General features: G+C 65.8%; 17 protein-coding genes. 4 read left to right on the forward strand and 13 right to left on the reverse strand.

Going from position 1 to position 15431, the window contains the following annotated elements; genetic code table 11:
• The first annotated feature begins 26 nt into the window (after positions 1–26).
• Together fdhA and Q8Z05_RS10810 are read left to right on the forward strand one after the other, a co-directional pair.
• Complete coding sequence (fdhA, locus tag Q8Z05_RS10805) at positions 27–1244, forward strand: formaldehyde dehydrogenase, glutathione-independent (protein WP_305939653.1); 1218 nt, start codon at positions 27–29, stop codon at positions 1242–1244.
• Positions 1245–1440: 196 nt separating this feature from the next.
• Complete coding sequence (locus Q8Z05_RS10810; RefSeq protein ID WP_305939654.1) at positions 1441–2388, forward strand: phosphodiesterase; 948 nt, start codon at positions 1441–1443, stop codon at positions 2386–2388.
• Positions 2389–2392: 4 nt separating this feature from the next.
• Here Q8Z05_RS10810 and Q8Z05_RS10815 read toward each other — a convergent pair whose 3' ends face one another.
• Both Q8Z05_RS10815 and Q8Z05_RS10820 read right to left on the reverse strand, forming a co-directional pair.
• The gene (locus tag Q8Z05_RS10815; protein WP_305939655.1) at positions 2393–3868 is read right to left on the reverse strand and encodes a stealth family protein; all 1476 of its coding nucleotides are present in this window, start codon (positions 3866–3868) and stop codon (positions 2393–2395) included.
• A 198-nt stretch (positions 3869–4066) separates the two neighbouring features.
• Entirely contained in the window at positions 4067–4981 is a 915-nt protein-coding gene (locus Q8Z05_RS10820) for a hypothetical protein (protein ID WP_305939656.1), read from the reverse strand.
• A gap of 146 nt (positions 4982–5127) precedes the next feature.
• Between Q8Z05_RS10820 and Q8Z05_RS10825 the strand changes: the two genes are divergently transcribed.
• A complete protein-coding gene (locus Q8Z05_RS10825) occupies positions 5128–5427 on the forward strand; it encodes a type II toxin-antitoxin system VapB family antitoxin (protein WP_028272925.1) in 300 nt (99 codons plus the stop codon).
• Entirely contained in the window at positions 5420–6085 is a 666-nt protein-coding gene (locus tag Q8Z05_RS10830) for a LytR C-terminal domain-containing protein (protein ID WP_305939657.1), read from the forward strand. Before Q8Z05_RS10825 ends, Q8Z05_RS10830 begins: the two co-directional genes overlap by 8 nt.
• Positions 6086–6122: 37 nt before the next feature.
• On the opposite strand, the gene Q8Z05_RS10835 is transcribed toward Q8Z05_RS10830, so the two are convergent.
• From Q8Z05_RS10835 to Q8Z05_RS10885, 11 genes are all read right to left on the reverse strand, one after another.
• A complete protein-coding gene (locus Q8Z05_RS10835; RefSeq protein ID WP_305939658.1) occupies positions 6123–6743 on the reverse strand; it encodes a TetR/AcrR family transcriptional regulator in 621 nt (206 codons plus the stop codon).
• Positions 6744–6860: 117 nt separating this feature from the next.
• Positions 6861–7592: a DsbA family oxidoreductase gene (locus tag Q8Z05_RS10840; protein ID WP_305939659.1), complete on the reverse strand. Its 732-nt coding sequence runs from the start codon at positions 7590–7592 to the stop codon at positions 6861–6863.
• Positions 7593–7673: 81 nt separating this feature from the next.
• Positions 7674–8225, reverse strand: a complete 552-nt coding sequence (locus Q8Z05_RS10845) for a GNAT family N-acetyltransferase (RefSeq protein ID WP_305939660.1) — start codon at positions 8223–8225, stop codon at positions 7674–7676.
• A gap of 10 nt (positions 8226–8235) precedes the next feature.
• The gene (locus tag Q8Z05_RS10850; protein WP_305939661.1) at positions 8236–8553 is read right to left on the reverse strand and encodes a heme-binding protein; all 318 of its coding nucleotides are present in this window, start codon (positions 8551–8553) and stop codon (positions 8236–8238) included.
• Positions 8546–9583, reverse strand: coding sequence for a Gfo/Idh/MocA family protein (locus Q8Z05_RS10855; protein WP_305939662.1), 1038 nt, complete (start codon positions 9581–9583; stop codon positions 8546–8548). The genes Q8Z05_RS10850 and Q8Z05_RS10855 overlap by 8 nt, the downstream gene beginning before the upstream one ends.
• Entirely contained in the window at positions 9576–10478 is a 903-nt protein-coding gene (locus tag Q8Z05_RS10860; protein WP_305939663.1) for a TolB family protein, read from the reverse strand. The genes Q8Z05_RS10855 and Q8Z05_RS10860 overlap by 8 nt, the downstream gene beginning before the upstream one ends.
• A gap of 2 nt (positions 10479–10480) precedes the next feature.
• A complete protein-coding gene (locus tag Q8Z05_RS10865; RefSeq protein ID WP_305939664.1) occupies positions 10481–11338 on the reverse strand; it encodes a 3-keto-disaccharide hydrolase in 858 nt (285 codons plus the stop codon).
• Between the two features lie 3 nt (positions 11339–11341).
• The gene (locus Q8Z05_RS10870) at positions 11342–12343 is read right to left on the reverse strand and encodes a sugar phosphate isomerase/epimerase family protein (RefSeq protein ID WP_305939665.1); all 1002 of its coding nucleotides are present in this window, start codon (positions 12341–12343) and stop codon (positions 11342–11344) included.
• Position 12344: 1 nt separating this feature from the next.
• Positions 12345–13541, reverse strand: coding sequence for a Gfo/Idh/MocA family protein (locus Q8Z05_RS10875; RefSeq protein WP_305939666.1), 1197 nt, complete (start codon positions 13539–13541; stop codon positions 12345–12347).
• Positions 13542–13551: 10 nt separating this feature from the next.
• Positions 13552–14670 (reverse strand): Gfo/Idh/MocA family protein, encoded by a 1119-nt coding sequence (locus tag Q8Z05_RS10880; protein ID WP_305939667.1) that lies wholly within the window; start codon positions 14668–14670, stop codon positions 13552–13554.
• Positions 14667–15416: a sugar phosphate isomerase/epimerase family protein gene (locus tag Q8Z05_RS10885; protein ID WP_305939668.1), complete on the reverse strand. Its 750-nt coding sequence runs from the start codon at positions 15414–15416 to the stop codon at positions 14667–14669. The genes Q8Z05_RS10880 and Q8Z05_RS10885 overlap by 4 nt, the downstream gene beginning before the upstream one ends.
• Positions 15417–15431 lie beyond the last annotated feature (15 nt).

Consider the following 15431-nt stretch of genomic DNA (forward strand, 5'->3'; position numbering starts at 1 on the left):
GTGCCCGTGAAACCAGGAGGAAAGAGATGACAGGGAACAAAGCCGTTGCCTACAAAGGACCGGGCAAGGTCGAACTGATCGACATCGACTATCCCAGCTTCGAACTCAAGGACGGACCGGGCGTCAACCCCGCCAATGTGGGCCGCTCCGTGCGCCATGGCGTGATCCTCAAGACCGTTGCCACCAACATCTGCGGCTCCGACCAGCACATGGTTCGCGGCCGCACCACTGCTCCGCCGGACCTCGTCCTGGGGCACGAAATCACCGGTGAAGTAGTGGAAATCGGCCCGGACGTTGAGTTCATCAAGGTGGGGGACATCTGCTCCGTTCCGTTCAACATCGCCTGCGGGCGCTGCCGCAACTGCAAGGAACGCAAGACCGGCATCTGCCTCAACGTCAATCCGGACCGGCCGGGAAGCGCCTACGGGTACGTCGACATGGGCGGCTGGGTGGGCGGCCAGGCCAACTACGTCCTGGTGCCCTACGCGGACTGGAACCTGCTGAAGTTCCCGGACAAGGACCGGGCCATGGAGAAGATCCTCGACCTGGCCATGCTTTCGGACATCTTCCCCACGGGATTCCATGGCGCCGTCAGTGCCGGGGTCGGCGTCGGCTCCACCGTCTACATCGCCGGTGCCGGCCCGGTCGGCCTGGCCGCGGCCACAAGCGCCCACTTGCTGGGCGCCGCCGTCGTAATCGTCGGTGACTTGAACGAGGACCGGCTCGCGCGGGCGCGCAGCTTTGGCTGCGAAACGGTGGACCTCACCAAAGGGGGCCCGGCGGAGCAGATCGAGCAGATCCTTGGCGTACCGGAAGTGGACTGCGGCGTGGACGCGGTGGGCTTCGAGGCACGCGGTCACGGACACGGCAAGGACGCCGAGGAAGCTCCGGCCACCGTGCTGAACTCGCTGATGGACATCACCGCCGCCGGCGGTGCACTGGGCATCCCGGGGCTGTACGTCACGGGTGATCCGGGCGGCATTGACGAGGCAGCCAAGAAGGGTTCCCTGAGCCTGAGCCTGGGTACCGGATGGGCCAAGTCGCTGAGCTTCACCACAGGCCAGTGCCCGGTGATGAAGTACAACCGCCAGTTGATGATGGCCATCCTGAACGACAAGGTGAACATCGCCAAGAACGTGAACGCTAAGGCCATTTCACTGGAGGACGCTCCCAAGGGCTACGCCGAGTTCGACGCCGGCGCCGCCACGAAGTACGTCCTCAACCCGAACGGCTACCTGAGCTAAGCCGCCGAAGAGCTGAGTAACTACGTGCCGGCGGACACGTACCCTCTGGGGTGTGTGTCCGCCGGACTACTCGTTATTTCCATATTTTCAAACATGCCTACTGGAGTTTGCACATTGTTGGCCGAATGTCTGATTGGATAGACCTTACTGAGAGGGACACTGGAGGCGCCGCTTCCAACCAACCACGAAGGCAGTAATGGAGCTCATCGAGGCCGAACACCCCCGGCCGCGTCATTTTCTACTCCACCTGAGCGACCCCCACCTGTTGGGGGGTCCGGATCATCTGTATGGCACAGTAGACAGCGAAGCCCGCCTGAAACAGCTGTTTGAGGAAGTCAAAGCCTCAGGGGCCCGTCCGGAAGCCGTGATTTTCACCGGCGACCTGGCTGACCAGGGCGAACCCGAGGCGTATGTAAAGTTGAGGGCCATCGTTGAACCCGCCTGCAAGGCGATGAACGCGCAGGTCATCTGGGCCATGGGAAACCACGACGACCGTGGGAACTTCCGCGCCGGCCTGCTCGACCAGCCCGGGAACGATTCACCGCTGGACCACAGCTACTTCGTCAACGGACTGCGGGTGATCACCCTGGACACCTCGGTGCCGGGGTTCCACCATGGTGAACTCAGCGAGGAGCAGTTGGAATGGCTCGCCGCAGAACTCGCCACCCCTGCGCCGGACGGCACCATCCTGGCGCTGCACCACCCACCGGTCCCCTCCATCCTGGACCTTGCCGTCCTTGTGGAGCTCCGCGGCCAGCCGGCCCTTGCAGCGGTCCTGCGCAACTCGGACGTCCGCACCATCCTGGCCGGCCACCTGCACTACTCCACCACCGCCACCTTCGCAGGCATTCCGGTGTCGGTGGCCTCTGCCACCTGCTACACCCAGGACCTGAACGTACCCGTGGGCGGCACGCGCCCGCACGACGGCGGCCAGGCCTTCAACCTTGTGCACGTGTATGAACACACGATTGTGCATTCCGTGGTGCCTGTCGGCAGCGCGGCAGCCGTGGGCGAGGTTGTGAGCGCGGCGGAAACCCAGCGGCGCCTGGCGGCCGCGGGCGTCCGCATTCCCCGCCAGGCGAAGACACAGGGACACCCGCCCACCCAGAGCATCCCCATGGTCAGCATGGGTTCCGGACGCTGAGTTTCTACTTTTCCCAGGGCGCCTTGATGGGGTAGTACTTCTCCAGGAAGTCCGTCACCAGTTCGGCACGTTCGTCGGCTTCCACTTCGGGGAAGCTGCCGTCGTTCAGGCAGAAGAAGTCCATGTTGCGCTTGGACAGCAGCTTGGGCAGGTAATTGAGGCCAGACCGCATCGTCGTGTCGATGTACCTGACCTTCGCTGCGGTCTGGGTGACCGCCCGCCCGGTCAGCAGGGCGTAGTAGTGGTAAAAGGAGTTCGTGACGGAGATATTGTCCGCGGCACGGAACCGGCTTGCCGCGGTCTTGGCGAATTCCTGCGGGAATTCCTGCTCCATGGTGGCCACCACGCTCCGCCGCAACGGGGCAGCCGTGTGCTCCAGGTGGCGGGTGGTGATCCGGCCGAACCGGTCCCACAGGAGTTTCCGGTTCACCCTGGCAGCGTTCTCGAAGCCGCTGCGCTCTGCGTCGTTGTCGCCCAGCCCGATGCGGGTTTCCGCCTCAATGAACTTGGTGACGCCGCCCGGGGTGAAGAACATGTCCGGTCCCACCGCGCGGCCGAAGAACATGTCGTCGTTGGAGTACAGGAAGTGCTCCGAGAGCCCCTCAATGTGGTGCAGCTGGCACTCGACGGCCTGTGAATTGTGCGTGGGCAGCACGGACGGGTCCGCGAAAAATTCTTCACTGCGCACAATGGTCACCGACGGGTGGTCGGCCAGCCAGGCGGGCGCCGGGGAGTCCGTGGCGATAAAGATGCGCCGCACCCACGGAGCGAACATGTAGACCGAGCGCAGGGCATACTTCAGTTCGTCGATCTGGCGGTAGCGGGCCTCGTGGTCATCGCCTTCGCCCACCACCACGCCTGCCATCCTGGCGCGCCGCGCGGCGATGTACTCCGGCGAGCTGCCGTCCACCCAGGAAAACACCATGTCGATGTCGAAGCTGATATCGCTCGCGTGGTCCGCGAACATGTTCTCGATGGTGGGCCAGGTGTGGCCGTAGCGCTCCACGGTGCCGCGCACTGCGTCGGTGGTGAGCATGGTCCGGCGGGTGAGGGAATTTTCGATCGGCAGGATCAGCTGGTTGCCTTCAAAGCTCCACAGCTCGATCTGCACGCCGGCGGAGGAGCCGAAGTCGAAACCGCCGTTGGGCTCAACGCGCGGACGGTAGAGCCGGAAGATCCGGGCCTGGCGGTTGGGGGAGAGCTCGCCGTCGGCCACCAGGACAGAGGACTTCTTCTTGGCATCCACGGTCATGGAGTAAACAGGCTCGTCACGGCACGCTTCCACCAGCGCGGCCCGGAGCTTCTTCCGGTTCTCCCAGTCCAGCGCAATGACCGGCCGGTGGTTGTTGCCGCGGACCAAGAGGTAGTCCAGGCCCGCATTCGCGAGGACATTGCGGATGAACAGCAGGTCCTCCACCATGGCCTGATAAGGCGTCCGGGTGTCATTGATTAGCGCGTAGCGCCCCCGGTGGCGGACCACGTCGGGGCGGTTCTTCAGCCGCGCAACAGCGGCGGGCGACGTAACTTCGGCGTGGCTCCGGCCGTCGTCGGAGGGCTGACCGCCGTAGTAGATCTCATCCTGAACGAGTGCGTCTGTAATGGTGTTTCTCCGAGCTTTTGTCTATAGAGGTCCTACCTGCATAATAACCCGCGCAAAAAAACCGGACTAATCCCGGACTCAGCCGGCCAGGGCGTCCCGCCAGCTGCGCAGGAACGCCGCGCCGGCGTCGTCGTGGATCACGTCTTCGGCGAGCCCCAGGTCGGCGGCGGTCAGGACCGCGTACGGCTTGACGGGAACCCCGTCCGCCGGGCGGACGTCCACGTGCTTCACCTCGTGGTCGTTGTGGTGCAGCCAGTCGGCCATGGCGTAGTCGGTGCGGGAGTCGCCCACCGTGCGCCAGGCGAGAGGCCGGATTCCCTGCGCGGCGAGGAGTTCCACGGCGCGGCTGGCACCCAGGTCCTTGCCGAGGCGTACCGACTCGATGTCGGTGGAAATGATGGTGGGGTCCACCCGGTAGTCCACCTGGTCGTCCGAATCGGGAGCATGGTGGTCCAGCCGGACCACGCCCAGGCCGTGCCGGGCCATCAGTTCCATGGCGTCGGCATCGAACAGTTTCTGTTCGTCGAGGTAGTCCTGGCTGGGCACGTCGATGTGCTGCTCCACGGATACCATGGCGCGCTTGGTTTCGTCGTAGAACATGTGGTTCGCGTAGTCCTCGGAAACCAGCCGGCGGACGTCATCGCCGTAGGCACGGGGGACTGCGAGGTCGTGGTCCACATGCATGGGGCCGGGCCCCGCGGCCGTGTAGCTGAACCAGACGGCACCCTTCTCGCAGATGGCGTGGATGATGGTTCCGCTCGGCATGCCTGCCGCGATCATGGGCTCCATGACCTGCTTGCGGATGAACGCGTCCGAGCGGCCCGTGTTGAAGATGACCGGAATCCCGGCGGTGGCCAGGGCCACCATGTCCGCAATGATCTCCGGCTTGACATCGCGGGTGACCGGACTGGCCACAGGGCCGTCGACGTCGAGCAGTAGGGCAAGGGGAGGAGCCGACGCCGATGCGGCGGCGCGGTTACCGGGTGCAGTCATGCCTCCATTCTCGCAGTCCGGACCGGCCCGGCGCAGAATGTTGCCTTGCTGCGTCGCCGGCCCCAATGGTCACTGTTTGGCTACAACCTTGGAACTGCGCGGGGTCATTCGTTCCCTTGGCCGGGCAACTTCCATAGGCTGGCAGGGTGATATTCAAAGCTGTGGGCGAGGGCCGCCCCTACCCCGACCATGGTTACAACACCCCCAAGGAATGGGCCGCCCTTCCGCCGCGGCCTGTCCGGCTCGATGAGCTGGTGACTACCAAGCGCACCCTCGACCTCGAGGCTCTCCTCGCCGAGGACTCCACGTTCTTCGGCGACCTCTTTCCCCACGTGGTGCAGTACCGGGGAACCCTGTACCTCGAGGACGGGCTGCACCGTGCCGTCCGGACCGCACTGCATCAGCGCACCGCCATCCACGCCCGTGTGCTGGTGATAGATGGCTAGGAAGCCCAAAGACCCCACAGTCCTGCACGGACACCGCGTTGTTTCCGGACAGGAACTCAGGGCCACGTTCGTTGAACAGGATGACACGGCAGACAACCCTGTCCGGCTGCGTCGTCGGATCCTGCACGGTGTGGTGCTGGTCCTGCTGGTGGGGCTGATCATCTCCGCGATATTGGTTGCGCTTGCCATCATGAACGGCCAGATCAAGATCCCGACGGCGGAGCGGACCGCGTCTGCCGCCTCGGCGTGCCCCGCAACCACTTTTGACTACACCCCGAACGACAAAGTCACCCTCAGGGTCTTCAACGCCACCAACCGGCCGGGCCTGGCGCGTTCGGTGGCGGACGAGTTCCTTGCCAGGAAATTCGCGGTGGCGGAGGTAGGCAACACCCAGTCCGGGTACCGCGGCGTGGCCGCGGTGCTTTCCGGTGCCGCCGGCCAGTCGGCCGCCTTCAGCGTCCAGCGGAACCTTCCCGCGTCGGATTACTTCCAGGACGGCCGGTCAGACGGCAGTGTGGATGTGATCCTTACGGGTGAATTCAAGGAATTGAATGCGCCTGAACTCGTGGACCAGACGCCCGGCCGGCTCAGCTGCCCGCGCGACAGCCGCCGGATCGTCGACAGCGCCAAGTGGCCGGTGATCCCTAAATCCGGCTGAGCCTGGCCGGGGTTGGGGCTGGAACGGCTGTAACCGGCTAGGGTCCGGCGAGCGTGACGGGACGGCCGTCGTCGAACCGTGCCCCCGCTCCGAGCTGGATGAACCGAACGGTTCGCAGCACCGCTTCGGGCGTGCCGTCGCCGCGCGCGGCGCTGGAGGACAAGGTGCCGTGGATAAGCTGGGCCAGCTGGGTGATGTCCGCCTCGGGCAGGTAGCCCTGCGCCATTGCGTCGCGCAGGATGTCCTGGAGGAGGAGGCTGAGCTCGCCCACATGGTCCGCGAGCTTGGAGAAGGACGCGGGCGAGAGCACTGCCGCCATGGCCGGGCCCGGCGGCAGGTGGCGGCGGCTCAGGTCCTCCACCTGGGTGCGGACGTACAGGGCCAGGCGTTCCACCGGGTTCTCCAAGGACTGCAGGGATTCCCTGAGGCCGTCGAGGAAGCGCTCGGTTTCGTCCAGGGCGTAGGCGATCAGCAGTTCCTCGATGTCCGCGTAGTAGTTGTACACGGCAGTGCGTCCGATGCCGGCATGGCGCGCAACATCAGTCATGGTGAGGCCGGGCAGGCCGTGGGTGAAGAGGAGTTCGCCGAAGCCGGTCAGGATACGGCGTTGGGTCTCGGCTCGTTGGGCAGCATTCGTGGCGGCCGAAATCCTAGGCATACAGACACTTTACAGCGATCTGTCAGCAAACCTATTTGATTTTTTGTCCAGATAACGCGAGCTAAACGTGGGTTTGGCCGCGTTATCTGGACAAAAACTCGATTACTCAGGGGCGCGTCAGACGGCGCAGCCGGCGGGACCGCACGCCTCGGCGCCGGCGTCGCCGCTTTTGCTGCCGTCCGCTCCGGTGCCGGCGCCCGCCATGACGAGGGGCTGCTTCTCATGCCAGGCCTGGGTGAGTGCCTGGCTGAACATCGCCGACGGCTGGGCACCGGAGAGGCCGTACTTGCGGTCAATCACGAAGAACGGCACGCCGGTGATGCCCAGAGCCCGGCCTTCTTCGAAGTCGAGCCGGACGTCGTCGGCATATTTGTCCGTGGTGAACAGCTCCTCCAGCTCCCCGGCGTCGATTCCCAGGTCCTGGCCGAGGGACGTGAGGTACTCCCGGCTGCCGATGTCCTTGCCGTGCTCAAAATGGTCGCTCAGCAGGCGCTCTTTGGCGGCATCCTGCTTGCCGTGGGCGGCGGCCAGATGGATGAGCCGGTGTGCGGTGAAGCTGTTGGCAACCACGACGTCGTCAAACCGGTAGGTGAGGCCCTCACCTTTGGCCTGCTCCGCCACATGGTCGAACATCTGCGAGACCTGCGCCGGCGCCATGCCCTTGCGGGTGCTGAGGTACTCCAGTTCCGTGCCGTCGTAGTGCTCCGGCAGGCCGGGATCGAGCTGGTAGCTGCGCCACTGCACCTCCACGGAATCGCGGTGCGGGAATTCGGCCAGGGCTGCTTCGAAACGGCGCTTGCCGATGTAGCACCAGGGGCACGCGACGTCGGACCAGATCTCAATCTTCATGCTGGCAACAACCGCTTGCCCGCCGGATCCATTCCCCTGGCGGCATGTCACGTGGCTCACCCCTGCGCCGGGACGGGGGCCTCAACTGTCCGTTCGCGCTGGTGGAAGTGCGCGCTCCATCACGAAGTCGTGCTCCACTGTGGTCCCCAGGGTGAACGACTTGGTGCCCACCTTCCGGAAGCCGGATTTCTCGTAGAAGCGGACGGCCCTGGCGTTCTGGCTGTTGACGCCCAGCCACATTCCGGCGGCTCCGGAGGCCGCGGCCTCGCCCAGGCTGGCGTGGATCAGTTCGGCGGCTGCGCCCAGGCCATGGTGGTCCGGGTGCACGTAGCACTTGCTGAGCTCGGTGGCAGGAAGGATCGTCAGGGCGGCGGCAACGTCCGGGTCGCCGGCCGGCCGGTGCACCAGCATGCTGTAACCGCGGAGGTCGCCGTCGGAATCGATCACCAGCACCGTGATGTCCGGGTCCGACAGGTAACTGCGGAAGTTCGCCTCGCTGAGGGTGTTCGCAAGATGCGCCGCGATGTCGGCGGGGGAGGACTGCGGCGGGCAGGCGAGCGGAAAGGTGACGGCGGCCAGCCCGGCCAGCCTTCCGGCGTCGTCCGCAGTTGCCTTCCGGATGGTGTGCGTCATGGGCAAGAGTCTATTCGGCGGGATCCTTGAGGTACGTCCTGATGCTGTCGACCAGCAGCTGGTGGTCGTCGTCGGAGGACAGCCCGGAGGCCGTGACAGCGGCGACGACGCCCGTGCCCCGGACGCGGACGGGGAAGGAGCCCCCGGCCAGGGTGTAGTCCTCCGGCGCGAGCCACCCGCCTTGCAGGGGGTCGAAGCCCTTGGCCGCGAACTCTTCGGACAACAGTGCCGTGCTGCGTTCAAACCGCAGGGTGGCGGCCGACTTGCGGCGGATCCATTCCTCGTGCTGCCGGAGTTCGGTGATCCGCGGTGAGTCGGTCTCAGTCATTCGGGACGGTCCCTTCAGGCAGGCCGTCGGCAGCGTACGTGAGTCCGATCTGGCGGCGGATCTCGTCCATTGCTGCCATGACTGCAACTGATTCGCTGGGCGGAAGGATGGTGCCGGCCGAGTCGCCCGCGCGGACGAGGCGTTCCAGTTCTGCAGCCTGGTACTGCATACCGCGGCTGGTGACCGGCTGGTCGAACCGCTCCACAATGGTCCCGTCAACCGCATGGACGGTAAACGGGGTCGGGTTGTACCAGGTTGGTTCGATGTCGATCCACCCTTCGGTCCCGATGACCATGGCCCGGTTGGCGCTGGCGGCGTCCAGTTCGCAGTCCACAATGGCCTGCTGGCCGCCGACATACTCAAAAATCGCCGCTGTCTGGCGGTCGACCCCCGTGGCGGTCATCGAGGCGCTGGCGCGGATGGTCTCCGGGGTGCCCAGGATGTCGAACGCGAAGGAGATCAGGTAAATGCCGAGGTCCAGCAGCGCTCCGCCGCCCAGTGCAGGATCGTTCAGCCTGTGGGCAGGGTCCTTGGGCAGGCTCTGGTTGTGGCTGGCGACCACCTTCCTTACCTCGCCGATAGTGCCTTCCTGGATGATTGCGCGGAGGCGGATCATGTGCGGGAGGAATCGGGTCCACATGGCTTCCAGCGCCACGAGCCCCTTGGATTCCGCGAGGTTAACAATGTCCCGGGCTTCGCGGGCGTTCATGGTGAACGACTTCTCCACCAGCACGTGCTTGCCCGCGTTCAACGCCAACAAGGCATTGGCGTGGTGGAACGGGTGCGGCGTGGCGATGTAGACCACGTCAACCAACGGGTCTGCCACCAAGTCCTCATAGCTGCCGTGCGCGGTTGCCACGCCGTACTGCTCAGCAAACGCCTTGCTCGAGTCCAGCGAGCGTGACCCGACAGCCTGCACCGTGAAGCCGTTCTCGTTCAGGTCCTGCGCTTGCAGCCCGGCGATGAAGCCGGTGCCGAGGATGCCCCAGCGGATTGTTCCGTCGGAGGTGCCGGTGGGTTGATCAGTCACGAACGTGGTCCTTTGATGAGTCGGTGTTGGCCAGCGGGTACGCCACAAACGCAAAGCGCCTGGAATCGGGTGACCAGCTGTTGACGTTCAGTGTTCCCTGGCCTCCGAAGAGGGACCACGTGTGCAGCGGTGCGGCCCAGTCGCCGGTGGAGACAAGCACGACGTCGACGGGCAGGTCGGCGGGGTGGCCTTCTGTTCGGCTGGGGAAGCGGATATAGCTTGCCAGCTCTCCGTCGGGGGAGAGGTGGGGGAACCAGTCGACCGTTTCGCTCTCAAGGAGGCGCTCGAAACCGCTTCCGTCAACCTGCACACGGGCAAGCTGGGCGTGACCGGGGAGAGAGCTGAAGGACTCCGTGTTCAGGTAGAGCCACTTTCCGTCGGGCGAGTACTCGGGCCCGTCGCAATGGCCGGTACCGACGTCCACGAGGGTGGCCTGGCCGCCGCCGGCCGGAACCGTCAGGAGCCGCCCCGGCTGGCTGAAGTCGCCGGCCTCGATCCCCACGTAGGCGAGCTCGCCGCCGTCGGGACTAACGCCGTGCAGGAAATGGAAGGAGCCGTCGTCGGCCGTGACTCTCTCTGCCGCACCGCCGCCCAGAGGCGCGCGGTAGATGTGGCCGTCGTTCGCCGAGAGGAAGATCTGCTTTCCGTCGGGGGCGAGGACATGGTCGTTGTTGAGGTCGGGGATGCCGGTGAGGGGGACATGGCTGATGGTGCGGCCGGCAACATCAAAATTCCAGAGCTTTCCGTCCCCGTTGAGGACCAGGGCCGAGCCGTCGAGGGTCCAGTTGGGCGCTTCGAGGAGGAGCTCGTCGGACGTGAACACCAGCTCGCGCTCGCCGGTGACGCCTGCAATCCAGACTTCGCAGCGCTGGCCGGGCCGAAGGGTGCGCAGCATGCTCAGAGCTCCTTGATCCGGATGTTCCGCCACCGGCACTGCGCGCCCTTGCCCCAGCGGGCCTCGCCGAACATGGAGTCGTTGTCGTGGACTTCCAACGCGATGTGCCCGCGCTCGCCGAGCACTGCCAGGACATCCTCCGGGTTGTAGTTCGGCGAGTCCAGCGTGGCGGTGTCCAGCTCGGCGATCCTGAGGCCGTTGACCCAGGTAGTGATCACGGGCATGGCGCCCACACAGCGGATGCGGAGCTCGTTCCAGTCATCCCAGCGCCACACTTTAAGGAAGTCCCCGACGTCCGCGGCGTGGCTTAGGCGCGCACGCTTCTCTTCCGTGACGGGTTCCACCGAGGTGGCCGGATCATCGGCGACCAGCCCCGTGGGCCGGCCGCCGTCGTCGAGGGCCGCATCAATGGCGAACGGGACGGCGGAGAAGCTCGCCAGCCCGTTGCCGAAGAACCCGCCGATGCCGCCGGAGGGACGGTGGTCCACGAGCACCTGGAAACCCTCCCAGCTGTCCCGTTGCCTGCGGATCATGACTCCGGTGTCGGCCGGCCAGTCAGGGCGCATTTCGAGAACAAGTTCGAAGTCGCCATAGGGCTGGTCGCTGACGAGATACCCGCCGTACCCGCTGCCCGGAGTGTCCTGCTCGCCGACGAGGACGCCGTCTTCCACGAACCACCTGGCCGGGTGCTTTTCGGGTTCCCCCGGGCGGGGGATGCCGCGGCGGTCGAAGAGCTCCAGGAGCTCGGGGCCGCCAGGATACTCAGTACCGTACACCCGGGGTGCGGCGTGCCACCCGGCCAGGCTCGCGCCGTCGAACATCGGGACGAACCCGTTGGCGTCATCGATCGTGTGGTTCAACGGCTAGTCATTGCTGCTGAAGGCGGCGTCGAAGCTGGTCTGGGAGGCGGGGAAGTCGAACTTCTTGAGCGCGGCGAGGGCTTCGGGGGCGCCGTGGAGGCGGTCCATGCCGGCGTCTTCCCATTCGACGGAGATGGGTCCGTTGTAGCCGATCGCGGTGAGGGCGCGGAAGGACGATTCCCAGGGGACGTCGCCGCGTCCGGCGGAGACGAAGTCCCAGCCGCGGCGGGGGTCGCCCCAGGGCAGGTGGGAGCCCATGACGGTGTTCCGGCCGGTGGGGCGGAGCTTGGTGTCCTTGCAGTCCACGTGGTAGATCCGGTCCTTGAAGTCCCAGATGAACGAGACGGGGTCGATGCCCTGCCACATGAAGTGGGACGGGTCCCAGTTCAGGCCAAACGCCGGACGGTGGCCGATCGCTTCGAGGGTGCGCACGGTGGTCCAGTAGTCGTAGGCGATCTCGGAGGGGTGCACTTCGTGGGCGAAGCGGACGCCGCATTCGTCGAAGACGTCCAGGATGGGGTTCCAGCGGTCCGCGAAGTCCTGGTAGCCGGCTTCGATGACCTTTTCCGGGACGGGCGGGAACATGGCCACGTACTGCCAGATCGAGGAGCCGGTGAAGCCGACGACGGTGTCCACGCCGAGTGCCTTGGCCAGGCGGGCGGTGTGTTTCATTTCCTCGGCGGCGCGCTGGCGGACGCCCTCGGGGTCGCCGTCGCCCCAGACCTTGGACCCGACGATCGCCTCGTGCCGGAAGTCGATCGGGTCATCGCAGACGGCCTGGCCCTTGAGGTGGTTGGAGATGGCCCACACCTTCAGGTTGTACTTTTCCAGGACGGCGAGCTTGGACTCGACGTAGCCGGGTTCGTCCCAGCGCCAGGCGTCCAGGTGGTCCCCGGAGACGGCGATTTCGAGGCCGTCGTAGCCCCAGCCGGAGGCGAGCTTGGCGACTTCCTCGAATGGGAGGTCGGCCCACTGGCCGGTGAACAGGGTGTACGGGCGGGGCATGTCAGGCTCCTTCGGTAACGGGGACGGGGGACGTGCTGATCTGGATAATGGAGGACTTGGCGTTGGCGGATTCTTCGATGGCGGCCAGCACCCGCTGTACGGCCAGGCCTTCCTCGAACGACGGCGACGGCGGGGTGCCGCCGCCGATTGCGGCCAGGAAGTCCCGGATCTCGTGGGTGAAGGTGTGTTCCCAGCCGATCACGTGGCCCTGCGGCCACCAGGCAGCCATGTAGGGGTGCTCGGGCTCGTTGACCAGGATTCGCCGGAAGCCCTGTTCCCGGACCGGGACGGTGGCGTCCAGGAAACCGAGTTCGTTGATGGACTCCAGGTCGAACAGCAGGGAGCCCTTGTCGCCGTAGATCTCGAGTTTGAGCGAGTTTTTCTGTCCGGTGGCCATGCGCGAGACTTCCACGGAGGCGATGGTCCCGGTGTCCAGGGTCAGCGTGGCCCAGGCGGCGTCGTCGACCGTTACCTCTTCGGGGCCGTCCGCCCCGGGGCGGCTGGACACGAAGGTGTGCAGCCGTCCGGAGACTTCGGTGACCGTGCCGCCGAGCAGGAACATGACCTGGTCGATCGCGTGGGAGGCGATGTCTCCCAGCGCGCCCGACCCGGCGGTTTCCTTGTTCAGGCGCCAGGTCATGGGGGAGTCGGCATCCACCAGCCAGTCCTGCAGGTAGGCGGCGCGGACGTGACGGATCGTTCCCAGCCGGCCCTCGGCGATGAGCTCCCGGGCCAGTGCCAGTGCCGGTACGCGGCGGTAGTTGAAACCGATCATGGACTGTACGCCGCGTTCCCGGGCTGACCGGGCAGCGTCCGCCATGGCTTCGGCCTCGGCCAGGGTGTTGGCGAGCGGCTTCTCGACCAGCACGTGTTTGCCGGCCTCAAGTGCCGCGATGGCGATCTCCGCGTGCATCCACCCCGGGGCGCAGATATCCACGATGTGAATGTCGTCCCGGTCAAGGACCGAGCGCCAGTCCGTCGCGGTTTCCGCCCAGCCGTATTTCCGGGCCGCTTCGGCGACCTGCCCGGCGTCCCGGCCCACGAGCACTTTCTGCTCGAAGGCCGGGACGTCGAAGTGGGAGGCAACGTTGCGCCAGGCGTTCGAGTGGGCCTTGCCCATGAACGCATAGCCGATCATTGCCACACCCAGCGGTGAGTTGTCCGGGCTGCTGCCGTCCGTGCTTTCGGGGGAGTTCATTGCCTGGTTCCTAGAGGGTGGAAGCGGTGGGGTCCCAGTCCTCAGGGAGGGCCGGGGACGCGGGGGCGGAGCTTTCGACGTTGACAAAAGTGCCGGACTCGACGGATTCGGAAATCGAGACCATGGTGTCCAGTACGTGGTAGGCGAGGTTGCCCGTGGCGCGGTGCGGAACTCCGGCCCGGATGGAGCGGGCCATGTCCAGCACACCCATGCCGCGGCCGTTGGAGGCGCCGGTGGCGGGGATGACGGTCCAGTCTTCATCGCCCGCGCGCCAGAGCCTGATATCGCCGTCGAAGTAGTTGGGATCCGGGAGCGAGAGGGTGGCTTCGGTGCCGGTGATCTCCACGAACCCCATCCGCTGCCGGGGAGACTCGAAGGAGAACACGCTGTGCGAGGACTGGCCGCCCTCGAACTGGGCCATCGCGGACACGTGGGTGGGGACTTCCACCGTGAACTCCTCGCCCAGCTTGGGGCCGGACCCGATGACCCGGACTTCCTTGGCCTTGGAACCGATGGCTGCCACCTTACGCACGGACCCGAACGTCTGAACCAGCGCGGTGAGGTAGTACGGACCCATGTCGAACAGGGGCCCGGCACCGTACTGGAAGAGGAACGCAGGGTTCGGGTGCCAGGATTCCGGCCCGGGGGTCTGGAACGTGGTCATGGCGGTCAGCGGGGTGCCGATGTCGCCGCGCTCAATCAACCGCCGTGCGGTCTGCAGCCCGGCGCCCAGGAACGTGTCCGGCGCGCAGCCGAGCCGGAGCCCCGCGGCGTCGGCAGCCTTCAGCAGCCCCAGCCCGGATTCCCGGTCCAGCGAGAACGGCTTTTCCGTCCAGACGTGCTTGCCTGCGTTGACGGCGGCCGTGGCCACCTCCACGTGTGCCGCCGGGATAGTCAGGTTCACGATGATTTCGACGTCGGGATGGTTCAGCGCCGCGTCCACCCCGCCCGACTCCGCGATCCCGTATTCCTTCGCCCGGGCGGCCGCCGCGTCCTCGAACAGATCGGCGATGACGTGGACCTTGAGGTCCGGGAAGACAGTCAGGTTGTCCAGGTACTGCTTGCTGATGTTGCCGGCGCCGATGACGGCGACGCCGACCGGGCCCTTCTTCATGGAGGAGGTGCTCATGCCCGTGCTCCTTCGCTGGCTTCAGCGGTCAGGTACGCCAGGCTCTGGGCGATGCCGTCGAAGATGTCGCCTGAGTAGTCGTCAAATTCCACAACTCCGACTTCCAAGGACTTGGCGGCGCCGATGACGTCCCATACAGCAATCTTTCCCTGGCCTGCCGGCTGCTGGGCCTTGGTGTCGGTGTTGAGCGGGCCGTCCTTGATGTGGATGAACTTCACCCGGTCCCCGAGCTTGGCCAGGATATCGACCGGGTCCTGGCCTCCGACGGCAACCCAGTAGGTGTCCACTTCGAGGACCAGTTCAGGGTCCAGGAGGTCGGCGAAGTATTCCAGTGCCGTACGGCCCTCGATGGTGGACTCCAGCTCCCAGGCGTGGTTGTGGTACCCGACCCGGATGCCGTATTCGGCGCCCTTCCTGGCTGCAGCATTGAGCTTGGCGGCGGTGGCCTGGATGTCCTCGGCCTTCTGCCAGTGCTCGGCCGGCAGGAACGGGTCGATGACGGTGCTGATGCCCAGTTCCCTGGCCGCGGCGAAGATTTCGTCCTGGTCCTGGCTGAGCAGGGGAGCGTGGCCGGACGGTGCGGTGAGGCCGTTCTCCTTCAGGGCGGCACCGAGTTCCGTTGCCGTTGCCACGAAGTTGTACGGCTCAACCTGGGTGAAGCCGATCTCAGCTACCTTCCTGATGGTGCCCGGCAGATCCTCCTGAATGGCATTGCGCAGGGTGTACAGCTGGAGTGAGTAAGACATGTCGTTCCTTTGCGG

The sequence above is a fragment of the Arthrobacter oryzae genome (assembly GCF_030718995.1).
GTDB classification, from domain to species: Bacteria; Actinomycetota; Actinomycetes; order Actinomycetales; family Micrococcaceae; genus Arthrobacter; species Arthrobacter oryzae_C.

Bases quoted from the DNA above. Each gene is read 5' to 3' on its own strand.
- Q8Z05_RS10850 (WP_305939661.1), bottom strand. From the start codon at position 8,553: ATGACTGAGACCGACTCACCGCGGATCACCGAACTCCGGCAGCACGAG.
- Q8Z05_RS10875 (WP_305939666.1), bottom strand. From the start codon at position 13,541: ATGAACTCCCCCGAAAGCACGGACGGCAGCAGCCCGGACAACTCACCG.
- Q8Z05_RS10870 (WP_305939665.1), bottom strand. From the start codon at position 12,343: ATGCCCCGCCCGTACACCCTGTTCACCGGCCAGTGGGCCGACCTCCCA.
- Q8Z05_RS10860 (WP_305939663.1), bottom strand. From the start codon at position 10,478: ATGCTGCGCACCCTTCGGCCCGGCCAGCGCTGCGAAGTCTGGATTGCA.
- Q8Z05_RS10830 (WP_305939657.1), top strand. From the start codon at position 5,420: ATGGCTAGGAAGCCCAAAGACCCCACAGTCCTGCACGGACACCGCGTT.
- Q8Z05_RS10885 (WP_305939668.1), bottom strand. From the start codon at position 15,416: ATGTCTTACTCACTCCAGCTGTACACCCTGCGCAATGCCATTCAGGAG.
- Q8Z05_RS10840 (WP_305939659.1), bottom strand. From the start codon at position 7,592: ATGAAGATTGAGATCTGGTCCGACGTCGCGTGCCCCTGGTGCTACATC.
- Q8Z05_RS10880 (WP_305939667.1), bottom strand. From the start codon at position 14,670: ATGAGCACCTCCTCCATGAAGAAGGGCCCGGTCGGCGTCGCCGTCATC.
- Q8Z05_RS10835 (WP_305939658.1), bottom strand. From the start codon at position 6,743: ATGCCTAGGATTTCGGCCGCCACGAATGCTGCCCAACGAGCCGAGACC.
- Q8Z05_RS10820 (WP_305939656.1), bottom strand. From the start codon at position 4,981: ATGACTGCACCCGGTAACCGCGCCGCCGCATCGGCGTCGGCTCCTCCC.
- Q8Z05_RS10845 (WP_305939660.1), bottom strand. From the start codon at position 8,225: ATGACGCACACCATCCGGAAGGCAACTGCGGACGACGCCGGAAGGCTG.
- Q8Z05_RS10810 (WP_305939654.1), top strand. From the start codon at position 1,441: ATGGAGCTCATCGAGGCCGAACACCCCCGGCCGCGTCATTTTCTACTC.
- fdhA (WP_305939653.1), top strand. From the start codon at position 27: ATGACAGGGAACAAAGCCGTTGCCTACAAAGGACCGGGCAAGGTCGAA.